Origin of the sequence: Mesorhizobium sp. C416B, assembly GCF_030323165.1 — a bacterium.
In the GTDB taxonomy this organism is placed as follows: Bacteria; Pseudomonadota; Alphaproteobacteria; order Rhizobiales; family Rhizobiaceae; genus Mesorhizobium.
The window spans coordinates 6,154,527-6,181,321 of the sequence record NZ_CP100471.1; the positions used below are offsets into that span (position 1 = coordinate 6,154,527).

A 26,795-nucleotide genomic window follows, 5' to 3' on the forward strand; every position below is an offset into this window, starting at 1 on the left:
ACCGCGCGGTGATCGGGGAGTAGTCGATGGCTCTTTCCAGCATCGGTAGCGAGGCTGAACCCGTCGAACAACCGAACCACTCCCACACTGAACAGCACAGCACCAAAGTTCTGATGCTGGGCGCGCTTGGCGTCGTCTATGGCGATATCGGCACCAGCCCGATCTATGCCTTCCGCGAGGCGCTTCACGCTTCGCCTGGTACCGACACGCGCATAGATGTCCTGGGCGTGCTGTCGCTGATCGTCTGGGCGCTGACGATTATCGTCACCATAAAATACGTCGCTTTCGTGCTTCGCGCCGACAACAAGGGCGAGGGCGGCACGCTGTCCCTGATGGCGCTGGCGCGCAGCGCCTATCCAAAAGGCGCCAAGCTTATCCTCGGCATCGGACTTTGCGGCGCGTCGCTTTTTTTCGGAGACGCTATCATAACTCCGGCCATTTCCGTGCTGTCGGCAGTTGAGGGCCTGGAAGTGGTGACACCGACGCTGGAGGCCTATGTCGTTCCGATCACCTTGGTCATCCTGGCATTTCTGTTCTCCGTGCAGCGCTTCGGCACGGGGAAGGTGGCGGCAGTATTCGGGCCAGTGACGGCGCTATGGTTCCTGGCCATCGGCGTTTCCGGGCTCTACCACCTGATGGATGATCCTTCGGTGCTGTTGGCGATCAACCCGTATTATGCGATCGCCTACTTAGCCGGCACGCCGACCGCCGCTTTCGTGACCGTTGGTGCAGTGTTCCTGGCGGTAACGGGGGCCGAGGCGCTTTATGTCGACCTTGGACATTTCGGGCGCAAGCCGATCGTGCTCGCGTGGTTTTCCGTGGTGTTTCCTTGCCTGCTGCTCAACTACTTCGGCCAGGGCGCCTTTGTATTGGCGAATGGCGGCAGGCCGACCAATCCATTCTTCGAGATGTTGCCGGATTGGGCGCTGATGCCAATGGTCGGCTTGGCAACGGCCGCCACCGTGATCGCCAGTCAGGCGGTGATCTCGGGTGCTTTTTCGCTGGCACGTCAGGCAGTGCAACTCAACCTGCTGCCCCGCATCGAGGTGCAGCACACGTCCGAAATGCAGAGCGGCCAGATTTATATGCCGCGCGTCAACCTGCTCATCGCCATGGGAGTGATGCTGCTGGTTGTCGGCTTCGGCAGCTCGAGTTCGCTGGCTTCCGCTTACGGAATTTCGGTGACCGGCGAGATGCTGATGACAACCATTCTGCTGTTCGTTGTCATGCGCAATTTGTGGAAATGGCAGCTTGGGCTCGCCCTGGCATTGGCGCTGCTGTTCGGCACCATCGACATGGGTTTCTTCCTGGCGAATGTCGTCAAGATCGTGGAAGGCGGATGGGTGTCAATATCCGTTGCCTGCCTCATGGGGCTGATCATGACCACCTGGATACGCGGCAGCCGCTATCTGTTCGACAAGACCCGGCGCAACGAAATCCCGCTCGATTTCCTCGCCGGCAATCTGCTGAAGAAGAAGCCGCAGCTGGTGTCCGGCACCGCCGTGTTCCTGACCAGCGATCCGCAAAGCGCGCCGACAGCGCTGATGCACAGCCTGAAGCACTACAAGGTGCTGCACGAGCAGAACGTCATTCTGTCGGTGGTCACCGCACCGCAGCCGCTGATGCCCGACAGCGAGCGGGTCAAGATGGAGACAGTCAACGAGCTGTTCATGCGGGTGACGCTGACCTTCGGCTATATGGAGCAGCCCAACATTCCGCGCGCGCTGGCGATCTGCCGCAAGCAGGGCTGGAAGTTCGACATCATGACGACGTCGTTCTTCCTGTCGCGGCGCTCGCTCAAGGCATCGCCCAATTCCGGCATGCCGGTGTGGCAGGACAAGCTGTTCATCGGGCTCGCCCGCTCGGCGGCCGATGCGACGGAGTATTTCCAGATCCCGACCGGACGTGTGGTCGAGATCGGCACGCAGGTGGCGATCTGAGGTTTCCGGCAGCCTTTGACGCCACGCACCGGTCATTGCGGGGCAAGCCCTGCGCTGGGAACATGGTAGCCCTACCGTCACGGCACTTGATATTGCATCGCAGCAAGCGTAGAGCACCGCGCGCTTATCGGAGTGTCGTCCATGGCCCTTACCAATGCTGGTATTGAGGCAGAACCCGTCGAACAATCGAGCCATCCCGAAATCGAACAGCACAGCACCAAAGTTCTGATGCTGGGCGCGCTCGGCGTGGTCTATGGCGACATCGGCACCAGCCCGATCTACGCCTTCCGGGAAGCGCTTGTTGCGTCCTCCGGCGGCGAAATCGCCGAGCGCGGCGATATTCTGGGCGTGCTGTCGCTGATCATCTGGTCGTTGACGATTATCGTCACCATCAAATACATCATGTTTGTGCTCAGAGCCGACAACCGAGGCGAGGGCGGCGTGCTGTCGCTGATGGCGCTGGCGCGCGGCAGTTTCCCGACCCGCTCGGCGATCATCCTGGCCATCGGTATTGTCGGCGCGTCATTGTTCTTCGGTGACGCCGTCATCACGCCGGCAATCTCGGTGCTTTCGGCGGTTGAAGGCATGAATGTCGTTACCCCGACCTTCCAGCCCTACGTCGTGCCGCTGACGCTGGTCATCCTGGCGATCCTGTTTTCGGTGCAGCGCTTCGGGACCGGCGGTGTGGCGCTGATCTTCGGGCCGATCACGGCGGTCTGGTTCCTGGCTATCGGTCTTTCGGGCTTGAACCACATCATCGCCGATCCCGAAATCCTGTGGGCGGTCAGCCCGCACTACATCGTCGCCTTCCTGATCAATTCGCCCGATGTCGCCTTCGTCACCATCGGCGCCATCTTCCTCGCCGTCACCGGCGCCGAAGCGCTTTATGCCGATCTCGGCCATTTCGGCCGCAAGCCCATCGTGCTCGCCTGGCTGGCCATCGTGTTTCCCTGCCTACTGCTAAACTATGCCGGGCAGGGCGCTTTCGTGCTGGCGAAGAACGGTCACGTCGGCCATCCATTCTTCGAGATGAACGAAGGCTGGACGCTGATCCCGATGGTGGTATTGGCAACCGCGGCGACGGTCATCGCCAGCCAGGCGGTCATATCGGGCGCCTTCTCGCTGACCAGGCAGGCGGTGCAGCTCAATATGCTGCCGCGCCTCGAAATCCTGCACACGTCGGAACGGCAGTCGGGCCAGATCTACATGCCGCGCGTCAATGTTTTGCTGGCGTTGGCGGTGATGTTGCTGGTCGTCGGTTTCGGCGAATCGAGCAAGCTCGCCTCCGCCTATGGCATCTCGGTGACCGGCAACATGTTGGTGACGACGGTGCTGCTGTTCGTCGTCATGACCCGCATCTGGAAATGGCGGCTGTGGGTGGCGGTCGCCATGACGGCGCTGTTCGGCTTCATCGACATCGGCTTCTTCGCCTCCAACATCGTGAAGGTGTTCGAGGGCGGCTGGGCGTCGCTTGCGGTGGCCTTCACCATCGTTCTGGCGATGTGGACCTGGGTGCGCGGCAGCCGCTATCTGTTCGACAAGACCCGGCGCAACGAAATCCCGCTCGATTTCCTCGCCGGCAATCTGCTGAAGAAGAAGCCGCAGCTGGTGTCCGGCACCGCCGTGTTCCTGACCAGCGATCCGCAAAGCGCGCCGACAGCGCTGATGCACAGCCTGAAGCACTACAAGGTGCTGCACGAGCAGAACGTCATTCTGTCGGTGGTCACCGCACCGCAGCCGCTGGTGCCCGACAGCGAGCGGGTCAAGATGGAGACAGTCAACGAGTTGTTCATGCGGGTGACGCTGACCTTCGGCTATATGGAGCAGCCCAACATTCCGCGCGCGCTGGCGATCTGCCGCAAGCAGGGCTGGAAGTTCGACATCATGACGACGTCGTTCTTCCTGTCGCGGCGCTCGCTCAAGGCATCGCCCAATTCCGGCATGCCGGTGTGGCAGGACAAGCTGTTCATCGGGCTCGCCCGCTCGGCGGCCGATGCGACGGAGTATTTCCAGATCCCGACCGGACGTGTGGTCGAGATCGGCACGCAGGTGGCGATCTGAGGGTCTCGAACGGATAAATCGTCGAGGAGGCTAATATGAGCGGCGAATTGGTGCTGGTCACCGGCGGGTCCGGCTTCCTCGGCGCTCACTGCATCCTCGAACTGTTGAAGGCCGGCTACCGCGTCCGCACCTCCGTGCGATCGGCCAGGCGCGAAGCCGATGTGCTCGCCATGCTCAAGGCAGGTGGCACGGAGCCCGGTGACGCCCTTTCATTCGCCCATGCCGATCTGATGGCCGACGCAGGCTGGCCGGCGGCGGTGGCCGGCTGCGATTACGTGCTGCATGTCGCATCGCCTTTTCCGCCCGGCGTGCCCACGCATGAGGATGACCTGATCCTTCCGGCGCGCGAGGGCGCGTTGCGCGTGCTGCGGGCGGCGCGGGATGCCGGGGTCAGGCGCGTCGTGCTCACCTCATCCTTCGCGGCCGTCGGCTATGGCAAGATGCGCGCGGATGGGCAGCCTTTCAACGAGGAAAACTGGACCGATCCGGCAGGCAAGGTCAGCGCCTATGTGAAGTCCAAGACGCTCGCCGAGCGCGCGGCCTGGGATTTCATCGCCGAGCAGGGCGGCGCGCTGGAGCTTGCGGTCGTCAATCCCGTTGGCATCTTTGGACCGGTGCTCGGCGCGGACCATTCGACCTCGACCGAATTTGTCCAGCGCATGCTGAACGGCGCCGTGCCTGGGCTGCCGCGCCTGTCCTTCGGCGTCGTCGACGCGCGCGACGTGGCGGATCTGCATGTTCGCGCCATGACCCACCCCGCCGCCAAGGGCGAACGGTTCCTCGCTGTCGCCGGCGATTTCATGACGGTGCGCGAGATCGCGCAGACCCTGAAGACGCGGCTCGGGCCGGCGGCGTCGCGCGTCTCGACGCGGGAGTTTCCCGATTGGCTGGTGCGCATCATCGGGCTGTTTAATCCGGAAGCGGCACAACTCGCAACGGAACTGGGCAAGATCAAGAACGCCACCAACGCCAAGGCGGTGCGCGTGCTCGGCTGGGCGCCACGCTCGCGCGAAGATGCTTTGATTGCCACGGGCGAAAGCCTGATCCGGCTGGGACTGGTCAAGCGACGTAAGTAATTGTGCGGGAGGCCGAACCTTAAGGGCTCGGCGTCCCGCAACGGCAGCTTTCAGCCGGCCAGTGCAGCCTTGTTCGTCTCCAGAAACTGCTTCAGCGGCACCGACTTTCGGCCGGAGAGTTTTTCGACCGCGTCTGTCACCATGCCGAGGTCACCTGCGCGTGCGGCGGCGTCGAATGAAACCAGCACCTTGGCGAAGGGTTCAGGCAGGCCGGCCGACTTCATTCCCTCGGTCAGGGCTTCGTCGGAAAGCTGGATGACCTGGATCGGCTTGCTGGTGACCTCGGTGACCAACGCCGCCACTTCGGCAGCCGTATACGCACTGGGGCCGGTGAGCGTGTAAGTCGCGCTTTCGCTGCTGTCCGAGGCGAGCCCCGCTGCGATCGCCGCCGCGAAATCGTCACGCGTGCCGTAGGAAATGGCGCCGTCGCCGGCGGAGGTGTACCACTGACCCGATGCCAGAACCTGCGGCAACGCCATGAACAGGTTCTCGTTATACCAGCCATTGCGGAATATCGTGTAGGGGATCCCGCTCGCCTTGATCGCCTGTTCGGTGTCGTAGTGGTCGGGCGCGAAAACAACCGGCGAACCAGGCTCGGGGTTGGGCATCGAGGTGTACAGCAGGTGGCCGACGCCAGCCTGTTTGGCCGCCGTCACCGCCGCAAGCTGCTGCTCGCGCCGCTTCCCCTGTACCTCAAGTTCGTTGGTCGAGATGACGAGTGCCCGGTCGGCTCCCGCGAAGGCCTCGGCAAGCGATTGCGGGTCGTTGAAGTCAGCGGCTCTGACGACGACGCCGCGCGCCGCCAGATCGGCAAGGTTGGCGGGTGTACGGGTGGTGGCGATGATGCGGTTTGCGGAGATCTTTAATGTGTCCAGCAGGTGGTTGATGACGCCGCGGCCAAGCTGGCCGGAAGCGCCGGTGACGAGAAGGGTTGCGGTCATGGGGGATCCTGAAATTGCGCCGGGTGGCGGGTGCTTTTGACAGTCTCAAAAAGAGACCAGCACTAAAATAAGAATTGACCGGCCACCGTAAAGAAGGCAGTTTTTAGGGAGGTAGGCACCGCCAGGGAACCAGCAGCGATGGACGGCAAGGTCGTCAATCTGAGAACCAAGCTTAATATATTCAAAGCCACCAGCGATGGCGCAAACATTGCCGATTGCCCGGTTCGCGACGTGATGCAGGGCGTGAACGGCAAATGGAGTTCGCTGCTGATGGCGGCGCTCGCAGAGCAGCCCTATCGTTTCGGCGAGTTGCGGCGCCTGGTGCCCGACATCTCGCAGCGCATGCTCACCCAGACGCTCCACGATCTGCAGCGCGACGGCTTTGTTCATCGCGAAGTGTTCCCGACCAAGCCGCCAAGCGTCGAATACAGCCTGACCGATCTCGGCCGTTCGATGTTCGGCGCCTTGCATCAACTGATCCTGTGGGCCGAACTCAACCATGGTGCGGTGCGCAAGGCGCGCGCTGCCTTCGACGCCGGTGGCTGATATTTTGGTCCATGCAGCAACGGCTTGATTTGACAATGGCGCTGAAGGATTGTCCCGCCAGTGGTTGGGCGGGCAATGGAAAAATCTCTAGACATCGCGATTGCGGGCGCCGGCCCGGCAGGGCTCGCCACCGCGCTCTTTCTCAAGCGTGCGGGCCATAACGTCACCATCTTCGAACGTTTCGAGGAGCCCAAGCCCGTCGGCTCCGGACTGATCCTGCAGCCGACCGGGCTGAGCGTGGTTGCCGATCTCGGCCTGCTCGACGACATTCTGGCGCTCGGCAGCCGCATCGAGCGTCTGCATGGCGCCGATGCCTCGACCGGCCGCACCGTGCTCGCCGTGCGCTACGACGCGCAGCCTGGCGGCCGCTTCGGGCTGGCGGTGCACCGGGCGGCGCTGTTCAACGTGTTGTTCCGCGCCGCGCAGCGCCAAGGCATAGCCATGGAAACCGGTGTCGAGATCGAGGCGCTGGACGTCGGTGAGCGGGCAAGCCTGATCTTCGACAAGAGCCGAACGGTGGGGGGCCGCAGGGCAGGGCCGTTCGACCTCGTCGTCGACGCCAGCGGCTCGCGTTCGAAGCTGCGCCGGTGCCTCAACGATCCGGCCCAGCCGCGGCAGCTCACTTACGGCGCGTTCTGGGCCTCGCTCGGCTGGCGCGAAGGCTTCGACGAAAATGCGCTGCTGCAGCGCTACGACAAGGCCAGCGTGATGATCGGCGTCCTGCCGATCGGCCGACCGGAGCCGGGCGGGGAAAAGATGGCGGCGTTCTTCTGGAGCCTGAAGCCGGCGGATGCCGAAAACGTGCGCGCGGCAGGGCTCGACGCCTGGAAGGCGAGACTGGTCTCGCTGTGGCCACAGTGCGAGGCGTTCACCAGCCAGATCGACAGCTTCGACCGGCTGTCGCTGGCGCGCTACGGCCACCACACGATGAAGCTGCCGGCCGGCCGCAGGCTGGCCGTGATCGGCGATGCCGCGCATTCGACCAGCCCGCAGCTCGGGCAAGGCGCCAACATGGCGCTGCTCGACGCGGCAGCACTCAGCCATGCCTTGGCACAAACGGGCAACGTCGAGGCAGCGCTGGAAAGCTACGCCCGGGCGCGGCGATGGCATGTTCGGATCTTCCAGCTGCTGTCGCTGGCGCTGACGCCGTTCTACCAGTCGGACGGCACGATGCTGCCCTTCTTCCGCGACAGGCTGGTGGCAACCATCGCCAAAATCCCGCCAGTGCCAAGCGTGCTTGCCTCGATGGTGGCCGGCACGCTGATCGATCCGTTCAGGCGGATCGGGCTAGAGGAGGTGCACTGGCCAGATCATCCGGCGGGATCAGGGTCGAGAGAAACGAATTTCTCGCACGCAGGAATAGACGCAGCCGCTGCGGATAGTCCGGCGCCACGGCACCCTTGATCGAGGCGCGTTCGCTCAACGCCTTGCGCCAGGCCTGGACCAATGGCTTGCCGTCCAGAATGCCGAAATTGCCGATCCGGTCAAAGGCGTCGAGATAGCGGAAGACCGGGCCGTAGACGGCATCGACGAGGCAAAAGCGCTCGCCGTTGAACCACGGTCCGGCCTGGTCGGCCAGTTCGTCCTCCAGACGATCGAACATGGCCGAAAGTGCCGTGGACTCTGCCAGGAAGGCGGCCTCCGTCGAAGCCGAGTAGAACCGGCCGATGGTGTTCAATGTCGCCGAGCCGAACTCGATCCAGGCGCGATGCCGGGCACGGGCGTAGGCGTCGGCCGGATGCAGAGGATTGGCTTGCGTCTCCTCGAGGAATTCGAGAATGACGGCGGATTCGAAGATCACCGTCTCCTCGCCATTTGCCTGGACGATCAGCAGCGGCACCTTGCCCAGCGGCGAAATCGCCTTGAACCAGTCCGGCTTGTTGGCGAGGTCGATGGTGACGCGTTCGAACGGCACGCCCTTCTCAGTCAGCGAGATCGCGGCGCGCTGGACATAGGGGCATAGATGATGGCTGACGAGAATGAGCTTGCCAGTCATTTCATTCTTATCAGTCATTTCATTCTTCTCAGGCATGTCACTCTCCCCAGACATAGTTCAACGCGCCGTCCTCGACGCGCGTCGACAGGAACATCAGTCGCGACGCTTTTGGCGCCGGACCTTCGATCCGGTCGCCTGATGTCATGTCGAAGGCGGCACCGTGCCATTGGCAGACCAGCTTGCCGTCCTTGCAGTCGAGCGGCCCACCGAAATGCAGGCAGACATTGGCGGCGGCGCGGATGCGCTCACCGCTGCGCCAGATATGGACCTCGCGGCCGAAGAATGGCGCGATCAGGCTGCCCGTCTGTGGGACGTCGGCGACTTTGCAGATTTCGTGTTTCATGGATCTTTCCCGGATTGATGCAATTGCATGCATATAGATGCAAGTGCATTGACCGTCAAGCTTGATGCAACTGCATCTATCGCCTAGGATGGGTCATGACCAAAACAACCACGCCTTCGCCCGAAGCCGTCAAGGCCTGGGCCCGCCTGATGCGGGTTTCGCGCCAGCTCATCGAAAAGGCGGAAGAGGCTTTGAAGACTAGCGGCTTGCCGCCGCTCGAATGGTATGACGTGCTGCATGAACTCGCCGAGGCGGGTGAGGGCGGGCTGCGGCCATTTCAGCTGACCGAGCGCACTCTGTTTGCGCAGTATAATATCTCGCGGCTTCTGGCGCGGCTCGAGGCCGAAGGACTGGTCGAGAAACTCAGGGTTGCCGATGACGGCCGCGGCCAGACCATCCGCATCTCGGCCAAGGGCCGTCAGACGCGGCGACGGATGTGGGCTGTCTATGGACGGTCGATTGCGGAATTGGTCGGCGCAAAACTCTCCGCGGAGGAGCTGAAGATACTGGCGAGCCTGCTTGGAGAGCTGCGCCATCCGCCCGCCGATGATTGATCCGTCAGAATCTCGTGGTTTGCTCGGCGGCTCTCACGTCGACGATTTTTCTACCTAACCCCTTGCGTCGAGCACAGGATTGCGCAATATGCCGAACCGTAACGTACGGTACGCCGTTTGAGGCGACCCGGCGACCTCATCGAATGGGCAGGAAATTGTTGCAGGCGAGTGCCGAGATCGATACCAGCGAAGTGCTGACAGAGCGGCAAAAGGCCGTCCTGGACGCGGCTTTGCGGCTGCTGGTCGAGGAGGGCGACAATCTGACGATGACGGCGGTGGCGCGCCGCGCCAGCTGCTCGAAGGAAACGCTCTACAAATGGTTCGGCGACCGCGACGGACTGCTGACGGCGACCGTGCAGTGGCAGGCATCGAAAGTGCGCGTGGTGCCGGTCGACGGTGAGCGGCTCGATCTTGCCTCGCTGACGGCAAGCCTGGAAGGCTTCGCCTCGGACTGGCTAAAGGTGATTTCGAGCGATACCTCGATCGCGCTGAACCGCGTCGCGGTCGGCCATGCCGGATCCGGAAAGGACGATCTCGGCGCCATTGTGCTGGAGAATGGCCGTTTCGCGCTGGCCAGACGGCTGAAGCCGGTGCTGCTTGCCGGCAAGCATGCCGGGCTGCTCGACTTTACGGATGCTGAAACGGCGTTCCGGACCTTTTTCGGGCTGGTCGCCCGCGACGTGCAGATCCGTCTCCTGCTCGGCGACAGGCTGGAATTGACTGAAGCGGCGATCGGCGGCGATGCCGTCCGGGCAACGCAGCAGTTTCTCGCTCTTTATGGAGCAAAAACCGGGCCGCAAGGCCTCTAATCTCTACGGGAAGGAAGCAAAAGATGCGTGTCTATTACGATCGCGACGCCGATCTCAATCTGATCAAGGGCAAGAAGGTCGCCATAATCGGCTATGGCAGCCAGGGCCGGGCGCACGCGCTCAACCTCAAGGATTCGGGCGCCAAGGAAATCGCCATCGGCCTCAAGGCTGGATCGGCGACCGCCAAGAAGGTCGAGGCTGATGGGCTGAAAGTGATGAGCGTGGCGGACGCTGCCAAATGGGCCGATTTGATGATGATGGCGACGCCTGACGAATTGCAGGCCGACATCTACAAAAACGAAATTGCGCCAAACATTCGTGACGGCGCCGCGATTGCCTTCGCGCACGGCCTCAACGTGCATTTCGGCCTCATCGAGCCGAAGTCGACGGTCGATGTCGTCATGATCGCGCCGAAAGGCCCCGGCCACACGGTGCGCGGCGAATACCAGAAGGGCGGCGGCGTGCCGTGCCTGGTCGCCGTCAACCAGGATGCTTCCGGCAACGCGCTCGATCTCGCTCTGTCCTACGCCTGCGGCGTCGGCGGCGGCCGTTCGGGCATCATCGAGACCAATTTCCGCGAGGAATGCGAGACCGATCTGTTCGGCGAGCAGGTCGTGCTCTGCGGCGGCCTGGTCGAGCTGATCCGCGCCGGCTTCGAGACGCTGGTTGAGGCCGGCTATGCACCCGAAATGGCCTATTTCGAGTGCCTGCACGAGGTCAAGCTGATCGTCGACCTGATCTATGAAGGGGGCATCGCCAACATGAACTACTCGATCTCGAACACCGCCGAATGGGGTGAATATGTCTCAGGCCCGCGCATCATTACCGCCGAGACCAAGGCCGAGATGAAGCGCGTGCTGAAAGACATCCAGACCGGAAAATTCACCTCGGAGTGGATGCAGGAATACCGCGCCGGCATGTCGCGCTTCAAGGGCATCCGCCGCAACAATGACAGCCACCAGATCGAGGAAGTCGGCGCCAAGCTGCGCGCCATGATGCCCTGGATTTCCAAGAACAAGCTGGTCGACAAGGCCAAGAACTAACCCGCAGTCGTCGGGATTGGGAGCAAAGAGCCGGCGGAGCGATCCGCCGGCTTTTGATGCCGGTTTATCGATCAGGATACTCAGCCATAGTGCCAATGCGGCTTCGGCTCGGTGCCGGTGAACTCGACGCCGATGCGGTCGTCGCGGCGCCAGCGCACGATGGCCTTGTAGCCGATGCCGTCGACCGGCACATAGAGCAGGAACTCGTCCGGCACGCGCGCGTCTATAGACACTTTCAGCTCGGCGCCGCCGGCATGCATGTTGCGCACCGTGCACTTGACCTCGGAATTGGTGAGGCCGGTCAGAATCGTCGCGCCTTTCAGCACGCGCTGCCGGTGTTTGTTTCGCAATTCGTTGTCGGCCATGACGGCACGTCCTTCGCGACCGGATCGGCGCGATCGTCAGATGGGGCACGATATCACGGATAGGCTGAGCCGATAAACATATGGTTAGCGGTGACCGAGACCAGCCGTCTTTCCCAAATGAAAACGGCGCCGCGATGGGGCGGCGCCGTCGTGTATTGTCGTTTATAGTTCAGCTGTAGGGCGACCAGCATTGCTGGCGCGGGCCACCATAGGGCTGGAACGTGTTGTCCCAGGCCCGGTAGGACCGATAGCGGTCGTAGCACCACTGGACATGGGCGCTGGACAGACGCTGCGTGCGGTAATAGCGGCGGGGCGCCGGCTGCACGTAATAGCCGTCATTGTAATAGCCGTTGTTGTAGTAGCCGTTGTTGTAGATGCTGCCGAGGCCGAGACCCAGGCCGAGGCCGAGAACTGCTGCGGCGCCGCTGTCAAAATCACGGCCGCGATGGTGACGGTGATGGCGCCAGCGCCAGTTGTCGCCGCCGTTCCAGTTGCCGCCATTCCAGTTGCCGTTGTTCCAGTTGCCTGACCGGGCAAAGTGACGGCCGTCGTGGCGGCGCCACTGCCAATCGTTGAAGGAGCGGCGGTCATTGCCGCCCGCCCAGCTGTCGCGAACCGGTGTGATGTCAGACAATGCGGTGCTTGTCGGCACCGCCAGGTTTGGCTGCAGGATCGGGCCGGCGGCGGATGGCGCCGTGAGACCCGAGAAAAGACCGAGCGCTAACAGCCCGGATTTGACTGTGGACGAAAAGAGCGAGCTCATTGCACTCTCCAAGTGATACAGGCCCCACGCCCGGATACCCCAGGGAAGTGGCCTATTGATGGACCTTGGCGTCTGAACGGAGGATGAACAGAAAGGTTCCATCAGCCATGACAAGCAGCCCTTGTTTTCATGGGCGCTTGCAGGCAAAGGTCAGTCCATGTCGCTGCGCCTCGCCACTTTCAATGTCGAAAACCTGATGAACAGGTTCGATTTCTCGGGCTTCCGCAACCAGCTCAACGAAGACCGCACGCTGGCGCTTTTCGACATCCAGAGCGAAGCCGAATACCGGATGCTGGAGCAGGCGCGCGCCATCGCGCAATCCGACGATACGCGCCAGTTGACCGCGCTCGCCATTGCCGCCACCCGTGCGGACATCATCTGCATGCAGGAGGTCGACAACATCGAGGCGCTGAAGGCCTTCGAGTACGGCTATCTCTTCAAGATGGTGGGCGAGGGTTACCGGCAGAAATACACCACCGCCGGCAATGATTCGCGCGGCATCGACGTTGCCGTGATGATGCGCAACGAGACCGCGCAAGGTCAGCCGATCGAGTTCGTGCGCATGACCAGCCATGCCTATGTCACGTTCGAGCAGTTCGGATTGCACACGCCTGAACTCGAGGCGCTCGGCAACCTGGCCAATGAACGCATCTTCCGGCGCGACTGCCTGGAGGTCGACATCAAGGTCGGCGGCGTGCCGCTGACGCTTTACCTCGTCCATTTCAAATCGATGGGCTCGCCGCGCAATGGGCTCGACGGCCGCGAGGCGACGATGCCGGTGCGCATCGCCGAGGCGCAAGCGGTGCGCCGCATTATCGACGAGCGCTTCGGCAAAGAGCACGCAGCCGACAAAAACTGGGCGATCTGCGGCGACATGAACGACTACCGGCAGCGGGTGAAGATCGAGGGCGACGCTATCGACGGCTACCGCTTCCAGGTGATCGACGAGAGCCAGTCCTGTATCGATGTGCTCACCGCCGGCGGCTTTTGCGAGAATGTCGTCGAACGCCGGCCGGAGATGGACCGCTGGAGTTTCTACCACACGCGCGGGCCGAAGGAGCGGCATCTGTGCCAGCTCGACTACATCCTGCTGTCGAAAGGGCTGGCGGCGAAGAATGCGACGGCGGTTCCCGACATCATCCGCAACGGCCAGCCCTGGCGCACCATCTTTCCGGCCGGACAGGCGGTGGAGCGCTTTCCGCGCGCCGGCTGGGACCGGCCGAAGGCGTCGGACCATTGTCCCGTCGCAATTACCCTGGACATGGCTTGAGCACGGTGAGCTTCGACCTGCCGCGCAACGTCATCCTGCCCGTCGACGAAATCGACGTCCGGCTCGACCCCGGCCCGCATCCGTTCGAGCGCGACAACGCGCAGGCGATCACTGACAACTGGCGGCGCGAGGTCACGGCCAATCCGGCGTTGTTCGACGGCACGGTGGTGCTGCTCTCGGCGCTCGCCTGGCGCGACAAGCGGATCGTCGGGCGTTGTCACGCGGTGAAGTACTCGACCTTCCTGCTGTGGCGAAAGAACCGGCAGGGGACGGGCGCCGAGCATGCCTATGGCCACGCCATGCTGGTCGCCGGCGACAACGCCCTGGTGGCGATCCGCATGGGCGCGCACACGGTCCCGGCCGGCAGTGTCTACTTCGCTGCCGGCTCGTTCGAGCCGATCGATTTTCGCGATGGCCGCGTCGATGTCGATTTCAACATGATCCGTGAAGTGCGCGAGGAGACCGGGCTTGACCTGACAGGCGCTGCGCGCGGCAAGCGCTACCATGCGCTGTCGACTTCGACCGGCACGGTCCTCTTCCGCCGCTACCACGTCGATGCGCCGGCCGACGAGGTTGCGCGGCGCATCGGCGCCTTCGTCGCGACCGAGACCGAGCCGGAGATCGAGGGGCCGGTGATCATCCGCCACGCCGCCGACCTGCCGGAAGGGCTGGCACCGCATATGAAGCCGCTGGTCGAGTGGCATTTTGGCGGTGGCGGGGGCTAACGGCGCGGATTGTTCTGCGCCGCCTTGCGGTCGTTGCGGGCGGCGACGAGGAACAGGATAACGCCGATGCCCAGCAATCCACCCATGACCATGCCCATCGTCTGGCCGACGACTGCCTGAAAATCGGCGGTGACACGATCGGGATTGGCCATGCCGTAGCGGGCGAGATACCACCAAAGTCCCGCAAGGGCGCCTTCGATGATCACCATCGTCAGAATCAGCCGCGCCTTCTTGCTCATTGCCACTCCTTGACCAGATGCTTTGCTCTAAAATTAGCATCGCAGACCGGACGACAACAAGTATTGCCGATGTCGACAAGCACCCATCCTTGTGGATAGCGGTTGGTTGCGGTGGAGCTGATCTGGCGCTTATTCGTGGCGCAGCGCGTCGATCGGGTCGAGCCTGGCGCCGCGCAGCGCCGGGAAGAAGCCGAACACCATGCCGATCAGCGCCGAAAAACCGACGGCGAGCAGGATGACCGCCGGGCTCGGCGCAAACGGTATGGCCAGCGTTGCCGAGGCGAGGCCGGCCAGCGCCAGGCCGATCAGGATGCCGATAATGCCGCCGAGCAGCGACAGCACCGTCGCCTCGACCAGGAACTGGATGAGGATGTGCTTTTCATGCGCGCCGATGGCGAGCCTGATGCCGATCTCGCGGGTGCGCTCAGTGACCGAGACCAGCATGATGTTCATGATCCCGATGCCGCCGACCAGCAGGCTGACGCCCGCGACGGCGCCTAGCATGCCGGTCATGGTGGTGGTGGCGCTGGCCATGGCGTCGGCGATCTGGGTCATGTCGCGGATCGAGAAATCGTCTTCGCGGTCCGGCGTGATGCGGCGGGTGTCGCGCAAAATGTCCTCGACTCGCGGCTGCAATTCGGTGGTCGGGGTGCGGTCGTCGGCGGCGACGTAGATGTTGTCGATGTCGCGGTTGCCGGCGATGCGGCGCTGATAGGCGGCAAGCGGCATCAAGACGACATTGTCCTGGTCCTGGCCGAAGCCGGTATAGCCCTTGGGTTCGAGCAGGCCGATGATCTTGCACGAGGTGCGGTTGACGCGGATGATCTCGCCCTCGGGTTCGCCGGCCCCGAAGAATTGCTGGCGCACCGTCTCGCCGATCAGGCAGACGCCGGTGCCCGAGCGTGTCTCCGAATCGCTGAATGGGCGGCCCGACACCAGCTTCCAGTCGCGGGCGTCGAGATAGGCGCTGTCGGTGCCGGTGACGCCCGAGGTCAGGCTCTCGGTGCCGAAGATGACGCGGACTTGTTTCTGCGACGCCGGCGCGATGGCGCGCGCACCGGTCAGGTGGGCTACGAGGGCGGCTACATCCTTGTCGGCCAGAGGCCGTACCGCCTGGTCGAGCCCGCCTGGTCCGCCAGTGCCTGCCGGGCGGCCGGAACGGACGACGAGCAGGTTCGAGCCGAGCTTGGCGATGTCCGACTTGACCTTGGCGGTGGTGCCGGAGCCGATGGTCAGCATGGCAATGACGGCGGCGACACCGATGACGATGCCGAGCAGCGTCAGGAACGAGCGCAGCACATTGCGGCGGATGGAGCGCAGAGAGAGGCGGACGGTTTCCCAGATCATGACGCCAACTCCGACTTGGCCGTGTCTGACGCGACGTGGCCGTCGAGGAAGCGGATGGTGCGCTCGGCATAATCGGCGACATCGGCCTCGTGGGTGACCATGGCGATGGTCAAGCCGAGCTCCCGGTTCAGCCGCGTCAACAACTCCATGATCTCATGCGTGCGGGCGGTGTCGAGATTGCCGGTCGGCTCGTCGGCGACGAGCAGCGTCGGCCTGGTGACGATGGCGCGCGCGATCGCCACGCGCTGTTGCTGACCACCGGAGAGTTCGGCCGGCGTGTGATGTTCGCGCCCGACCAGGCCGACCTCCGCCAGCGCCTGCATGGCAAGATCGCGGCGCTCGCGGGCCGGCGCGCCGCGATAGATCAGCGGCAGCTCGACATTTTCCGCCGCCGTGGTGCGCGGCAACAGATTGTAACCCTGGAAGACGAAGCCGATATAGAGATTGCGCAGAAGCGCCCGGCGGTTGCGGTCGAGCCGCCCGGCGTCGATGCCCATGAAGGAGTAGGTTCCGGCCGTCGGCGTGTCGAGGCAACCGATAATGTTCATCGCGGTCGATTTGCCCGAACCGGACGGGCCCATGATGGCGACGAATTCGCCACGCTGGATGGCGAGGTCGACGCCGGCCAGCGCATGGACCTTGGCTTCGCCCTGGCCATAGCTCTTCCAGACCGTGTCGAAACCGATGAGGCCCGCGGCCATGGCGTCAGCTCCGCAGCTGCGAGGTCGTGATAACCTCTGCACCTTCATCCAGCCCGGAGGTGATCTCGGTCAGTTCGCCGTCGGTGGAGCCGATCTTGACGTTGACCGGGTGCGGCCGGCCGTTCTCCAGCACATAGAGCGTGCGTGAGCCGTCGGTGGGCGCCTTCACCGGCTGGCGGCGGTTGCCGCCACGGCCCATGCGGCCGGTGAACAGATCGCTGAGGCTCCACGCGCGCGCGGCCTGCTGCGCCGGGCGGTAGCGGAAAGCGGTGGACGGCACGGTGAGCACGCTCTTGGCCTGCCTGGTGACGACCGAAACCGTGGCGGTCATGCCGGGCCGCAGCAAAAGCTCGTTATTGTCGACTTCCAACCGTGCATTGTAGGTGACGACGCCGTCGGTGGTGACCGAGGCGTAGGAGATGTCGCGGATCTCGGCGTCGAACGGCCGCTCCGGAAAGGCATCGACGGTGAAGCGTGCATGCTGGCCTGGTTTGACCGCGCCGATATCGGCCTCGTCGACCGCCGCCACCAATTCCATGTTCCTCAAATCGGCGGCGATGATGAACAGAACCGGCGCCTGCAGCGAGGAGGCGACCGTCTGGCCGGGGTCGACGGAACGCGTCAAGACGATGCCGTCAATCGGCGCATAGATGGTGCTCTTGGCAAGGTCGGTCTGCTGCGCCTTGAGATCGGCCTGGGCGATGGCGAGATTGGCCTGCGCACTATCGAGCGCCGCCTTGGAGCGGTCGCGCGTGGCAGTCGCCGCCTCGAGCGACTGATCGGTCGCCATGCCACGCCTGGTCAGTTCGGCCGCGCGGGTGAGGGCGCTTTCGTTCTCCTTCAGGGTTACCGTGGCGTCCTCGACATTGGCGGCAGCGGCCTTGGCCGAGGCTTCGGCGCGTTCGATCTGGACCTCAAGTTTCACCGTGTCGAGCGTCGCCAGCACATCGCCCTTCTTGACCTGCTGGTTCTCTTCGGCCGACACCGAGCGGATGATGCCGGACAGTTCGCTTGAAATGTCGACCTGGGTGAGGGGCTGCAGCGTGCCGGTCGCCGATACCGCGACGGTGAGGTCGGCAATGGTGGCCGGCGTTGTGGTGTAGTCGATCTTGGCCGGGGAGCCGGCATACCATTGGTAGCCGGCGAGGCCGCCGGCAACGGCGATCAGCGCCAGCAGCGCGTAAAGCCAGCCACGACGGCGCGTCTTGCGCACACCACTCTGGTCAAGCCCAAGCGCCGCCTCGATGGCGGAATCCGATTCCGTCTTTGGCAGATTGACAAGCTGGTCCACGCCGGACCCCTATGAAAGCGTAATGTCCCTATATGTGCACAGATCAGGCTTGGTGGTTCGAATATCAAATTAAATTTCGGCCATGTTCGGATTGAGGCGGAAGGTTTTTCAAGATGCAGACCCGCAATTACTTGCTCTACGATGTGTTTACGACGGAGCGGCTGGCCGGCAATCCGCTGGCTGTCGTGCTCGACAGCCAAGGGCTGGATACAGCCGCCATGCAGGCCATTGCGCGCGAGTTCAACCTGTCCGAATCGGTCTTCGTGCTGCCGCCGGACAATCCAAAACATCGCAACCGCATCCGCATTTTCACGCCCGACTATGAGATGCCGTTCGCCGGACATCCGACAGTTGGCGCCGCGATCGCGCTGGCCGAACTGACAGGCGAGGGCGAAGCCGGCATCTTCGTGCTGGAGGAGAATATCGGCCCGGTGCGCTGCGCCGTCAGCCGGCACGATGGCGCCACCTTTGCCGAGTTCGACCTGGCGAAGCTGCCGGAGCCGCTGAAGCTCGATGCCGACCCGGAGGCGATCGGCGCCGCCCTCGGGCTGGCGCCGCACGAGATCGGCTTCGAGAATCACCTGGTGTCGTTCTGGTCGGCAGGCGTGCCTTACGTCACCATTCCGGTTGCCAATCTGGAGGCTGCCGGCCGGATCAAGCTCGACAACCAGGTCTGGTCGGAACTGGCGCCGCGCAAGAGCGAATGGGCCTTCGCCAGCCCGTATGTCTATTGCCGCCAGACGGTGAACCATGACAGCGCCTTCCATGTCCGCATGATCGTGCCGGGCACGCCGTCCTATGAAGACCCGGCGACCGGGTCGGCGGCGGCGGCCTTTGCCGGCGCCATCATGCAGTTCGATGGCCCGACCGACGGCATTTCGCAGCTGTGGATCGAGCAGGGGCTGGAGATGGGCCGGCCATCGCGTATCCGGCTCGAACTCACTGTCGAGGGCGGAAAACTGGCCTCCGCGCGCATCGGCGGCCATGCCATCAAGGTGGCGGAAGGAAAGCTGTTCGTGTGACCGCCTGCGGCAGTTCAGCGATTTGTCGGGAAATGATTCCGGCAGGGCTGGACAGGACCGGTATCGGCGGCTATATGCCCGCCAACGCCGGTTTTTACCGGTCGAGTGGGTGCGTAGCTCAGTTGGTAGAGCAGCTGACTCTTAATCAGCGGGTCCACAGTTCAATCCTGTGCGCACCCACCAAAGATTTCAAAAACTTAGGTGGAAAGACCGTTGGAATACAGGGCGATGTGAGCCGGTTTCGGACCGGCTCACGGCTCACGTGGATTCCACGCGGTAGCCGCATGCGGCCGAGTTTCTTGCCGGCCTTATCCAGGCGCTCAATGGCAGGGTGGGGCAGGGTCAGTGTCGCGCCATTGAGGTGGAACAGGCATGCCGGACAAGTTCTGAGATGGCAGACGACCGATCGGGCCAGAGCTTCGTAACGACTGATATCCTGGCCTATCCTTGATAGCGGCAGTAATGGCCCCTTCTGTCGGCCTATGATCAAGCATTTTTTCCGATTTGTGGCAGAAAGGTTACATGGCTTGCTGAAGAACCGGGCTAAACCTGAATCATCCGCTTCTGTCCCAGGAATGATCCGATGCGCACACTGAAGTTTGCCCTTCTTGCTTCCCTTGCATTTGCCAGCCCTGCATTGTCGGCGGACCTTTCCCCCCAGCCAACCGAGCCTGTGGTTTATACTTGGACCGGTGTTTATGTAGGTGCGGCGGGCGGGTACGCTTGGGGAAATTCAACTTACGACGGCGCTGGGTCTCCGGCCGGGCCTCCCTTCATCAGCACCTCCGTCGATCCCAAAGGGGGCTTTGGCGGTGCCTATGTTGGCTATAACTACCAGTTCAATGGCAACTATGTCATCGGCGTTGAAGCGGATGCCAATTTCGCCGACGTAAAGGGCGACAATACGTTTCCTGCGGGGCCTCCCGTTGTCTTCGCAAGCGGTGAGTTAAAATGGTTCGGGTCGGCACGCTTGCGTGCAGGCTATGCGTTCGATCGTTTTCTGCCATTTGTAACTGGCGGTCTCGCTATCGGTCATTACTCCGGCGCAAACAATTTTCCAGGTGGGTCGATTGAGAACAGCGATAACATGGTTGGTTGGACGGTAGGCGCCGGACTTGACTATGCCGTCACCGACAATTTGATTGCGCGGTTCGAATACCGCTATTCCGACTATGGCCGCAAATCGCAGCCTGCGCCGTTCGACTTCCCGACACAGCAAGCCAGGCTTGATCTGACCACCAACGATGTTCGCGTTGGACTTGCCTACAAGTTCTGATTTCTGACTGTGCCTTCTTTCAAAGCCTCGCTTCGGCGAGGCTTTTTTGTTGCGCGACTGGCCGGGCGCGTCATGGACGTTCTTTCCACCCTAGGAGGCGCGACATGGCCCGCGCGGGTGGCCTTCCACTTGATATGGCTACCCAGTCCGCGCGTCCCTGCAAACCTTGCGAAAGCCTACCTCTCTGACACGCCAGCCTCGGCAAAACTCGCCATCCTCGCATGGCATTCCAGTGCCGAGCGGACGATGTTGACGGCGAGGCAGGCGCCGGAGCCTTCGCCGAGCCGCATGCCGAGGTCGAGCAGCGGCGGCAGGCCGAGCGCTTCGAGCAGGCGGCGGTGGCCGGATTCGGCTGAGACATGGGCGGCGATGGTGTGGGCAAGGCCGTTGGGGTGCAGCCGCGCCAGGGGTGCTGCGGCGGCCGTGCAGACGAAGCCGTCGAGCAGCACCGGGACGTTCTTGCGGCGGGCGGCGAGCGTGGCGCCGAAGATGGCGGCGAGTTCGCGGCCGCCAAGGGCGGCGGCGATCTTCAGCGGGTCGGACAGCGCGTCGGCATGGCGCTTGAGGCCGGATTCAATGGCGGTGACCTTGCGCTTCAGCCCGGCATCGTCGACGCCGGTGCCGCGCCCGGTCCATTTTTCAGCGCCGCCGCCGAACAGGGCGGTCGAGATGGCGGCCGCCGGCGTGGTGTTGCCGATGCCCATCTCGCCGAAACAGACGAGGTCGAGGTCGTTCGTCACCGCGTCGTAGCCTGCCGAGACGGCGGCGAGGAAGGTTTTTTCGTCCATTGCCGGCACGTCAGTGAAGTCGCCGGTCGGATGATCGAGATCGAGCGGGATGACGTCGAGTTCCGCGCCGGCGATGCGGGCCAGCTGGTTGATGGCGGCGCCGCCGCCGGCGAAATTCGCCACCATCTGCACCGTCACTTCCGACGGGAAGGCCGACACGCCTTGCGCCGTCACACCGTGGTTGCCGGCGAACACGAAGACTTTGACGCGGTCGAGTTTCGGCATGTCGCGACCCTGCCAGCGCGCCAGCCAGGCGGCGAGAGTTTCCAGCCGGCCCAGGCTGCCTTGCGGCTTGGTCAGCGTGTCTTGGCGTCGGGCGACGGCGTTGGCGGCGGTATCGCTGCCGGCAGGCAGATCGAGACAGGCGGCGCGCAGTTCGTCGAATGATTTGAATGGCATGGGGAAGGAATCTCCGGGGAAGAATCAGGACAGGGAAACGGAAGCGACGAGCAGGACAGTGATCTCGCCCAGCTGCTGCAGGGCGCCGATCGTGTCACCGGTGTGGCCGCCGATCTGGTTGAGGGAGAGCGCGCGCAAGGCGCTGAACACGAGAGCGAGCAGGATCAGTGCGGCACAGGCGCCGCCGAGCCCCAGCGTCAGAAGGGGGATGGCGCCGAGCACGGCGCCGAGAACAGCTGTCTGGGCCGAGACGGTCCCGGCGCCGGCAGACAGGCCGTCACTGCGCGCCGCCGGCGCCAGATGCATGAACGCGCCGAGCAGGCCGCGCGATGCGGCGTGTGCGGCGATCAGCGCGAAGAGCACGCTTGTCGGATTGGCCAGTTGCGACAGCGCGCTCCAGCGGATGAGCATCGACAGGCCAAGAGCTGCTGCGCCATAGGCGCCGATGCGGCTGTCGCGCATGATCTCCAGTTTTTTATCGCGCGTCTTGCCGCCGCCAAAACCGTCGGCGACATCCGACAGCCCGTCCTCATGCAGGCAGCCCGTGGCGAGCAGGGTTGCTGCAAGCGCAAGGGCTGCTGCCGGGCCGGGGGCAAGGCCGAGCTGTACGCCCGCTGCGTAGACGACAGCACCAACCACAGCGATGGCGAGGCCGGCGACAGGCGCCGCCCAGATCGCATCGGCCAGGCTGCGGCCACGAAAGTCGAAGACCGGCAGCGGCAGCCGGGTGAAGAAGACGAGGCAAAGCGCGCCGTCCTCGAGCGCTTGCCGGGGCGAGGGCACGGCGGTCATGCACTCCTCGCAATGGCATGAAAGAAGGTGCCGCTGACATGGCCGCGCCGGTAGCCGGAGGCGCCGAGTGGATTGCCCTGGCCATCGGCTAGGTCGGCCAGCGGCTCGTCATTGCCGGTCGCAATCATCTGCGCATAGTGGAATTCATGGCCACGGATCAGCGCGCCTTGCGGCCCCAGCGGACAGGCGACGCGCAGGCGTGCCTCGCGGTAGCCGAGGTTCATCTTGCGCTTGGCAAAGCTGGTGGAATGGCCGAGCAGGCCAAGCATGGCGTGCGTCTCGCCGGCCGCGTCCTCCAGCGCTTCGCCCAGCACCATGAAGCCGCCGCACTCGCCATGGATCGGCTTGGTCTCGGCAAACCTGGCCATGCCAGCTCGGAAATTGGTCGCCGCCGCGAGGCTGCCGGAGTGGAGCTCGGGATAGCCGCCGGGCAGCCAGCAGACATCGCAATTCTGCACCGGTGCTTCGTCGGCTAGCGGCGAGAACGGCACGATCTCGGCGCCGGCCTGACGCCAGTGGGCGGCGACGTGCGGATAGAGGAAGGTGAAAGCGGCGTCTTCGGCGAGCGCGATTCGTTGGCCGGGCGGCTGCAAGGCATGTTCGAAACTGCCTGATGCCGGCGAAAACGGCGCGGCCAGCGCCATGATGGCGTCAAGGTCGAGGGATTTCTCGACCATGTCGGCGAGGCGGTCGAGATGCGTCATCAGGTCGGCATATTCGCCTGCCTGGACGAGGCCGAGATGGCGCTCCGGCAAATTGAGCGTGGGATCGCGCAGGATGGCGCCGACGACCGGCAGGCCGAGCGTTTCGATCGCCTCGCTGCACAGCTTGCGGTGGCGCTCGCTGCCGAGACGGTTGAGCACGATTCCGGCCATTCGCACATCCGGGTCGTAGGTGGCAAAACCCTTGGCGACGGCGGCCGCCGTCGTCGACTGTCCCGAGACGTCGAGCACCAAAAGCACCGGCAGGTGGTAGAGCCGCGCCAGATCGGCGGCCGAGCCGGTGCGGCCTTGTCCGGCCGGGATGCCGTCGAACAGGCCCATGGCGCTTTCGAGGAAGATAAAATCGGCGTCCTCGGTGGCATTGCCGGCCAACGCGTTGAGCAGGTCAGGCGACATCGCCCAGCTGTCCAGGTTGACGCCGGACAGACCGGTTGCGGCGGTATGAAAACCCGGATCGATATAGTCGGGGCCGGACTTGGCGCCGCGCACCTTGATGCCGCGCCGGGCGAGCGCGCGCAAAATGCCGATGGTGACGCTGGTCTTGCCGGAGCCGGAACGCGGCGCGCCGATGATGATGGCGCGGGTCATGCGTTACCCGCCAGTGCTGCGCGCATGGCGACGATGCCGCCGACGACAATGAGGGCCGGCGAGGCCAATTCCGCCGCGGCGGCCGCTTCGGAAATGGTGGCGAGTGTCGCGACGACGGTCCGCTCCTGCGGTGTCGTCGCCGAAACGATGACAGCCGCCGGCGTCGACGGCGCCAGCCCGCCTTCGAGCAGCGACGCGGCGATAACAGGCAGATTGGCCATGCCCATATAGATGACCACCGGCTGGCCGGTGCGGGCGATCGCGCCCCAGTCGAGATCGTCATCTGTGCCGGCGGCATGACCTGTCGCCAGGATGATCGCCTTGTTGATGCCGCGCATGGTTGCGGGAATGCCGGTGGCGGCCAGCGCGCTCAGCCCCGATGTCAGGCCCGGCAGGACGCGGAACGGGATTTTTTCGCGCGCCAGCGCCAGCGCCTCTTCGCCGCCACGGCCGAAAATATAGGGATCGCCACCCTTCAGCCTGATGACGCGGCGGCCATCGCGCGCCAGCCGCACCAGCAAAGCGGTGATGTCGTCCTGCTTCATCGACGGCTTGCCGCCGCGCTTTCCCGCAAAGAACAGTTCGGCCTTTTCCGCGACAGCGACGACGTCGGGCGAGACCAGCGCGTCGTAGACCAGCGCATCTGCCTCGGCTAAAGCCGCCAGCACTTCCAGCGTCAGGCAGCCGGGATCGCCGGGACCGGCGCCGGCCAGCCAGACATGGCCCGGCTCAAGCCGGCGCGGCTTGAAGTTCAGCCGTGCAAGCGCCTGTTCGAGCGTCGGGTTTTCGCTTTTGGTCTTGCCGCTCACAATCCGTCCCGTCCGCGAAAACGCCGCTGGTAGTGGGCGTCGTACAATGAACTCTCGCCAAAACCTTCCGCTGCCAGCGAGCGGCCGACGAAGATGATCGCCGTGCGCTCCATGGGATCGGCGGCGAGCAGCGCCTCGATGGTCGCTAGCGTGCCGGTCAGCACGCGCTCGTCCGGCCATGAAGCGCGAAAGACGATCGCCACCGGGCAATCGCCGCCATAATGCGGCGTCAGTTCGGCGACGACGCGATCGATGGCGTGGATAGCGAGATGAATGGCCAGCGTAGCACCCGTGCGGCCGAAGCCGGCCAGCGTTTCGCCCGGCGGCATTTTCGAGGCGCGGCCGGAGACGCGGGTCAGCACCAGGCTTTGCGCCACCTCGGGAATGGTCAGTTCGCGGCGAAGGGCTGCGGCTGCGGCGGCGAAAGAGGGAACGCCCGGCGTCAGCGTGTAAGGAATGCCGTGTTTTTCCAGCCGGCGGATCTGCTCGGCCACGGCGCTCCACACCGAGAGGTCGCCGGAATGCAGGCGGGCGACATCGTGGCCGGCCTGGTGGGCTGTCACATATTCGACCTCGATTTCGTCGAGTGACATCGGCGCCGTATCGATCAGTTTGGTCCCCGGTGCGCAGTGTTGCAGCAATTCCGGCGCGACGATCGAGCCGGCATGCAGACAGACCGGGCAGCTTGCCAGCAGCTTGGCGCCGCGCAGTGTGATGAGGTCGGCGGCACCGGGACCGGCGCCGATGAAATGCACGGTCATGGCGCGTCTCCGCTGATGGCGATGGCGCAGGTGACCGGGCCGAGCACGGTGCGTGGACCAAGCAGCTTTGCACCGGGGCCGGCAACGGCAAGGGCGGAGGCTTCTGAGACGGAGGGTGTGCCGGCGAGGTCCTGCGAGAGATCGGATTTGCTGAGTGCCTCCGACGAGACGGCCTGAAGTGCTGCGTCATCGACGATGATGACGGGAAGGTGAAGCGTGCGGCCAGCGGCAGAGATCGCTTCTTCGTCTTTCTTGAGCGCGGCGGTCGCCAAGGCCGACAGCGCCGTTATCGCCAGCCCGTGCGCTTCGAGGGCGGTTTCGATCGCTGCGAGCACGTCTTCGACGCTCACGCCCTTCCGGCTGCCGATGCCCGCCACCATCATGGCTTCACCCAGCTCCACTGGGTGACCGGCATGGCCGGGCGCCAGGCCTGCATCGAACCGACAGGAGAAGCGCGGGAAATGGTGATGCGGGTAAGGTCGCCGCCGCGCTTGATGTGCTCCGCGAGAAGCAGCGCCTCCATCTCCAGCGTCACCGCATTGGCAACGAGACGGCCACGGGGTGGCAGCGCCTTGATGGCGGCGTTCAGCACGCCGGCGTCGCTGCCACCTCCGCCGATGAAGATCGCATCCGGCCTGTCCAGCCCGGCCAGTGCCTTGGGCGCCGACCCTTCCACCACGACAAGACCGGGCACGCCGCAATGCGCGGCGTTGCGGACGATGCGGGCGGCGCGGTCGCTGTTGGCCTCGATGGCGATGGCGCGCATCGAGGGATGGGCGAGCATCCATTCGATGCCGATGGAGCCGGAACCGGCGCCGATGTCCCACAGCAATTCGCCACGCCTCGGCGCCAGCGCCGCAAGCGTGATGGCGCGGATGTCGTGCTTGGTGATCTGGCCGTCGTGCTCGAACAGATGGTCGGCGCGGCCAACGGTCAGCGGCAGGATGCGGGCCTCTTGTGTCGATTCAAGCTCAAGCGCCAGCACGTTGAGTGGATTGATGTCTCTGAGATCGAAAGCGTCGGCACGTGCCGAGCGAAGCTTCTCGTTCGGTCCGCCCAGCGCTTCCAGAACGGTCAGCCGCGAACCGCCGAAGTCGAGCTCTGCGAGCAGGCGCGCTATTGTCGCTGGTGCGTCGCCGTCCGATGTCAGCGCCAGGATGCGCGCCCTGGGATGCAGCAGCGGCCGGATCAGATCGAGTGGGCGGCCATGCAGCGAGACGGTCTCGATATCCTGCAGCGCCCAGCCGAGCCGGGCGGCAGCCAGCGAAATCGCCGATGGCGCGGGGATGACATGCATCTCTTCAGGCTTGACCTTGCGGGCAAGGGTGGCGCCGACGCCGTGAAAGAATGGATCACCGGAGGCGAGCACGCAGACGCGCCGGCCGGCCAGCTCCAGCACGTCAGCAATGCCGGCATCGAAGGGCACCGGCCATGGGCGCTGCTCACCCTTGATGAGCGAAGCCACCAGCGCCAGATGCCGCTTGCCGCCGAAGACGATTTCCGCCTCGGCGATCAGCCGCTTGGCCTCGTCGCCGAGACCCGCTAAACCGTCCTCGCCGATGCCGACGATTGCAAGCCATTTTGGCGTGGGCTGTTTTTTTGACATGTCGCGCCGCCCCTCATTCGCC

At 64.1% G+C, this 26,795-nt stretch carries 27 protein-coding genes, 1 tRNA gene and 1 pseudogene; 13 read left to right on the forward strand and 16 right to left on the reverse strand.

Annotated elements, in window-relative coordinates; genetic code table 11:
* The first annotated feature begins 26 nt into the window (after positions 1–26).
* From NLY43_RS29815 to NLY43_RS29825, 3 genes are all read left to right on the forward strand, one after another.
* On the forward strand, positions 27–1,940 hold the full coding sequence (locus NLY43_RS29815) for a potassium transporter Kup (RefSeq protein WP_286459216.1): 1,914 nt from the start codon (positions 27–29) through the stop codon (positions 1,938–1,940).
* A gap of 141 nt (positions 1,941–2,081) precedes the next feature.
* Positions 2,082–4,001 (forward strand): potassium transporter Kup, encoded by a 1,920-nt coding sequence (locus NLY43_RS29820; RefSeq protein WP_286459217.1) that lies wholly within the window; start codon positions 2,082–2,084, stop codon positions 3,999–4,001.
* 35 nt (positions 4,002–4,036) lie between these two features.
* A complete protein-coding gene (locus NLY43_RS29825; protein WP_023712682.1) occupies positions 4,037–5,077 on the forward strand; it encodes an SDR family oxidoreductase in 1,041 nt (346 codons plus the stop codon).
* Positions 5,078–5,127: 50 nt separating this feature from the next.
* Here NLY43_RS29825 and NLY43_RS29830 read toward each other — a convergent pair whose 3' ends face one another.
* Positions 5,128–6,018 (reverse strand): SDR family oxidoreductase, encoded by an 891-nt coding sequence (locus NLY43_RS29830; protein ID WP_023712683.1) that lies wholly within the window; start codon positions 6,016–6,018, stop codon positions 5,128–5,130.
* A 138-nt stretch (positions 6,019–6,156) separates the two neighbouring features.
* Between NLY43_RS29830 and NLY43_RS29835 the strand changes: the two genes are divergently transcribed.
* Together NLY43_RS29835 and NLY43_RS29840 are read left to right on the forward strand one after the other, a co-directional pair.
* A complete protein-coding gene (locus NLY43_RS29835; RefSeq protein WP_023690335.1) occupies positions 6,157–6,564 on the forward strand; it encodes a winged helix-turn-helix transcriptional regulator in 408 nt (135 codons plus the stop codon).
* A 75-nt stretch (positions 6,565–6,639) separates the two neighbouring features.
* Positions 6,640–7,881 (forward strand): annotated as a pseudogene (locus NLY43_RS29840) (FAD-dependent oxidoreductase); the annotation flags it as partial.
* On the opposite strand, the gene NLY43_RS29845 reads toward NLY43_RS29840, so the two are convergent.
* A complete protein-coding gene (locus tag NLY43_RS29845) occupies positions 7,838–8,578 on the reverse strand; it encodes a glutathione S-transferase family protein (RefSeq protein WP_198025529.1) in 741 nt (246 codons plus the stop codon). The pseudogene NLY43_RS29840 and the gene NLY43_RS29845 sit on opposite strands and share 44 nt — an antisense overlap.
* Positions 8,579–8,597: 19 nt before the next feature.
* Positions 8,598–8,903 carry a Rieske (2Fe-2S) protein gene (locus NLY43_RS29850; RefSeq protein ID WP_023690332.1) on the reverse strand — a complete coding sequence of 102 codons (306 nt, stop codon included), beginning with the start codon at positions 8,901–8,903 and terminating at the stop codon, positions 8,598–8,600.
* Positions 8,904–8,998: 95 nt separating this feature from the next.
* Here NLY43_RS29850 and NLY43_RS29855 point away from each other — a divergent pair, with 95 nt between their 5' ends.
* From NLY43_RS29855 to ilvC, 3 genes are all read left to right on the forward strand, one after another.
* Positions 8,999–9,457, forward strand: coding sequence for a MarR family winged helix-turn-helix transcriptional regulator (locus tag NLY43_RS29855; protein ID WP_023712686.1), 459 nt, complete (start codon positions 8,999–9,001; stop codon positions 9,455–9,457).
* A gap of 143 nt (positions 9,458–9,600) precedes the next feature.
* Complete coding sequence (locus tag NLY43_RS29860) at positions 9,601–10,266, forward strand: TetR/AcrR family transcriptional regulator (RefSeq protein ID WP_245264064.1); 666 nt, start codon at positions 9,601–9,603, stop codon at positions 10,264–10,266.
* A 23-nt stretch (positions 10,267–10,289) separates the two neighbouring features.
* A complete protein-coding gene (gene ilvC, locus NLY43_RS29865) occupies positions 10,290–11,309 on the forward strand; it encodes a ketol-acid reductoisomerase (protein ID WP_013531065.1) in 1,020 nt (339 codons plus the stop codon).
* A gap of 80 nt (positions 11,310–11,389) precedes the next feature.
* Here the strand turns inward: ilvC and NLY43_RS29870 are convergent, their stop codons facing one another.
* Positions 11,390–11,674, reverse strand: coding sequence for a PilZ domain-containing protein (locus NLY43_RS29870; protein ID WP_023685169.1), 285 nt, complete (start codon positions 11,672–11,674; stop codon positions 11,390–11,392).
* 169 nt (positions 11,675–11,843) lie between these two features.
* Positions 11,844–12,437, reverse strand: a complete 594-nt coding sequence (locus NLY43_RS29875; RefSeq protein ID WP_023698358.1) for a BA14K family protein — start codon at positions 12,435–12,437, stop codon at positions 11,844–11,846.
* 157 nt (positions 12,438–12,594) lie between these two features.
* Between NLY43_RS29875 and NLY43_RS29880 the strand changes: the two genes are divergently transcribed.
* Positions 12,595–13,707 carry an endonuclease/exonuclease/phosphatase family protein gene (locus NLY43_RS29880; RefSeq protein WP_023712688.1) on the forward strand — a complete coding sequence of 371 codons (1,113 nt, stop codon included), beginning with the start codon at positions 12,595–12,597 and terminating at the stop codon, positions 13,705–13,707.
* A gap of 5 nt (positions 13,708–13,712) precedes the next feature.
* Positions 13,713–14,432: an NUDIX hydrolase gene (locus tag NLY43_RS29885; protein WP_023712689.1), complete on the forward strand. Its 720-nt coding sequence runs from the start codon at positions 13,713–13,715 to the stop codon at positions 14,430–14,432.
* Here the strand turns inward: NLY43_RS29885 and NLY43_RS29890 are convergent.
* From NLY43_RS29890 to NLY43_RS29905, 4 genes are all read right to left on the reverse strand, one after another.
* Positions 14,429–14,671 carry a hypothetical protein gene (locus NLY43_RS29890; protein WP_023690325.1) on the reverse strand — a complete coding sequence of 81 codons (243 nt, stop codon included), beginning with the start codon at positions 14,669–14,671 and terminating at the stop codon, positions 14,429–14,431. The two genes, NLY43_RS29885 and NLY43_RS29890, sit on opposite strands and share 4 nt — an antisense overlap.
* Positions 14,672–14,800: 129 nt before the next feature.
* Positions 14,801–16,018 carry an ABC transporter permease gene (locus NLY43_RS29895; RefSeq protein WP_023685173.1) on the reverse strand — a complete coding sequence of 406 codons (1,218 nt, stop codon included), beginning with the start codon at positions 16,016–16,018 and terminating at the stop codon, positions 14,801–14,803.
* Positions 16,015–16,719: an ABC transporter ATP-binding protein gene (locus NLY43_RS29900; RefSeq protein WP_023685174.1), complete on the reverse strand. Its 705-nt coding sequence runs from the start codon at positions 16,717–16,719 to the stop codon at positions 16,015–16,017. The genes NLY43_RS29895 and NLY43_RS29900 overlap by 4 nt, the downstream gene beginning before the upstream one ends.
* 4 nt (positions 16,720–16,723) lie before the next feature.
* Positions 16,724–18,010 carry an efflux RND transporter periplasmic adaptor subunit gene (locus NLY43_RS29905; protein ID WP_023712690.1) on the reverse strand — a complete coding sequence of 429 codons (1,287 nt, stop codon included), beginning with the start codon at positions 18,008–18,010 and terminating at the stop codon, positions 16,724–16,726.
* A 113-nt stretch (positions 18,011–18,123) separates the two neighbouring features.
* Between NLY43_RS29905 and NLY43_RS29910 the strand changes: the two genes are divergently transcribed.
* The 3 genes from NLY43_RS29910 to NLY43_RS29920 all read left to right on the forward strand — a co-directional run bounded on the left by NLY43_RS29910 (position 18,124) and on the right by NLY43_RS29920 (position 20,308).
* On the forward strand, positions 18,124–19,032 hold the full coding sequence (locus tag NLY43_RS29910) for a PhzF family phenazine biosynthesis protein (protein ID WP_023690935.1): 909 nt from the start codon (positions 18,124–18,126) through the stop codon (positions 19,030–19,032).
* Positions 19,033–19,139: 107 nt separating this feature from the next.
* A tRNA-Lys gene (locus tag NLY43_RS29915) sits at positions 19,140–19,215 on the forward strand.
* 400 nt (positions 19,216–19,615) lie between these two features.
* Positions 19,616–20,308: an outer membrane protein gene (locus NLY43_RS29920; protein ID WP_032996943.1), complete on the forward strand. Its 693-nt coding sequence runs from the start codon at positions 19,616–19,618 to the stop codon at positions 20,306–20,308.
* A 176-nt stretch (positions 20,309–20,484) separates the two neighbouring features.
* Here the strand turns inward: NLY43_RS29920 and cobT are convergent, their stop codons facing one another.
* Genes cobT through NLY43_RS29955 form a run of 7 tightly spaced genes read right to left on the reverse strand, consistent with a single transcriptional unit; the run spans position 20,485 to position 26,773 of the window.
* Positions 20,485–21,495, reverse strand: a complete 1,011-nt coding sequence (cobT, locus tag NLY43_RS29925) for a nicotinate-nucleotide--dimethylbenzimidazole phosphoribosyltransferase (protein WP_023712691.1) — start codon at positions 21,493–21,495, stop codon at positions 20,485–20,487.
* Positions 21,496–21,519: 24 nt separating this feature from the next.
* On the reverse strand, positions 21,520–22,287 hold the full coding sequence (cobS, locus tag NLY43_RS29930) for an adenosylcobinamide-GDP ribazoletransferase (RefSeq protein ID WP_031199677.1): 768 nt from the start codon (positions 22,285–22,287) through the stop codon (positions 21,520–21,522).
* Positions 22,284–23,597 (reverse strand): cobyrinic acid a,c-diamide synthase CobB, encoded by a 1,314-nt coding sequence (locus NLY43_RS29935; RefSeq protein ID WP_023670839.1) that lies wholly within the window; start codon positions 23,595–23,597, stop codon positions 22,284–22,286. The genes cobS and NLY43_RS29935 overlap by 4 nt, the downstream gene beginning before the upstream one ends.
* Complete coding sequence (gene cobA, locus NLY43_RS29940; protein WP_023712693.1) at positions 23,594–24,406, reverse strand: uroporphyrinogen-III C-methyltransferase; 813 nt, start codon at positions 24,404–24,406, stop codon at positions 23,594–23,596. The genes NLY43_RS29935 and cobA overlap by 4 nt, the downstream gene beginning before the upstream one ends.
* Positions 24,403–25,167: a precorrin-4 C(11)-methyltransferase gene (gene cobM, locus NLY43_RS29945; RefSeq protein ID WP_023712694.1), complete on the reverse strand. Its 765-nt coding sequence runs from the start codon at positions 25,165–25,167 to the stop codon at positions 24,403–24,405. The genes cobA and cobM overlap by 4 nt, the downstream gene beginning before the upstream one ends.
* A complete protein-coding gene (locus NLY43_RS29950) occupies positions 25,164–25,550 on the reverse strand; it encodes a cobalamin biosynthesis protein (protein ID WP_023712695.1) in 387 nt (128 codons plus the stop codon). Before NLY43_RS29950 ends, cobM begins: the two co-directional genes overlap by 4 nt.
* Positions 25,547–26,773: a bifunctional cobalt-precorrin-7 (C(5))-methyltransferase/cobalt-precorrin-6B (C(15))-methyltransferase gene (locus tag NLY43_RS29955; RefSeq protein WP_023712696.1), complete on the reverse strand. Its 1,227-nt coding sequence runs from the start codon at positions 26,771–26,773 to the stop codon at positions 25,547–25,549. The genes NLY43_RS29950 and NLY43_RS29955 overlap by 4 nt, the downstream gene beginning before the upstream one ends.
* Between the last annotated feature and the right edge of the window lie 22 nt (positions 26,774–26,795).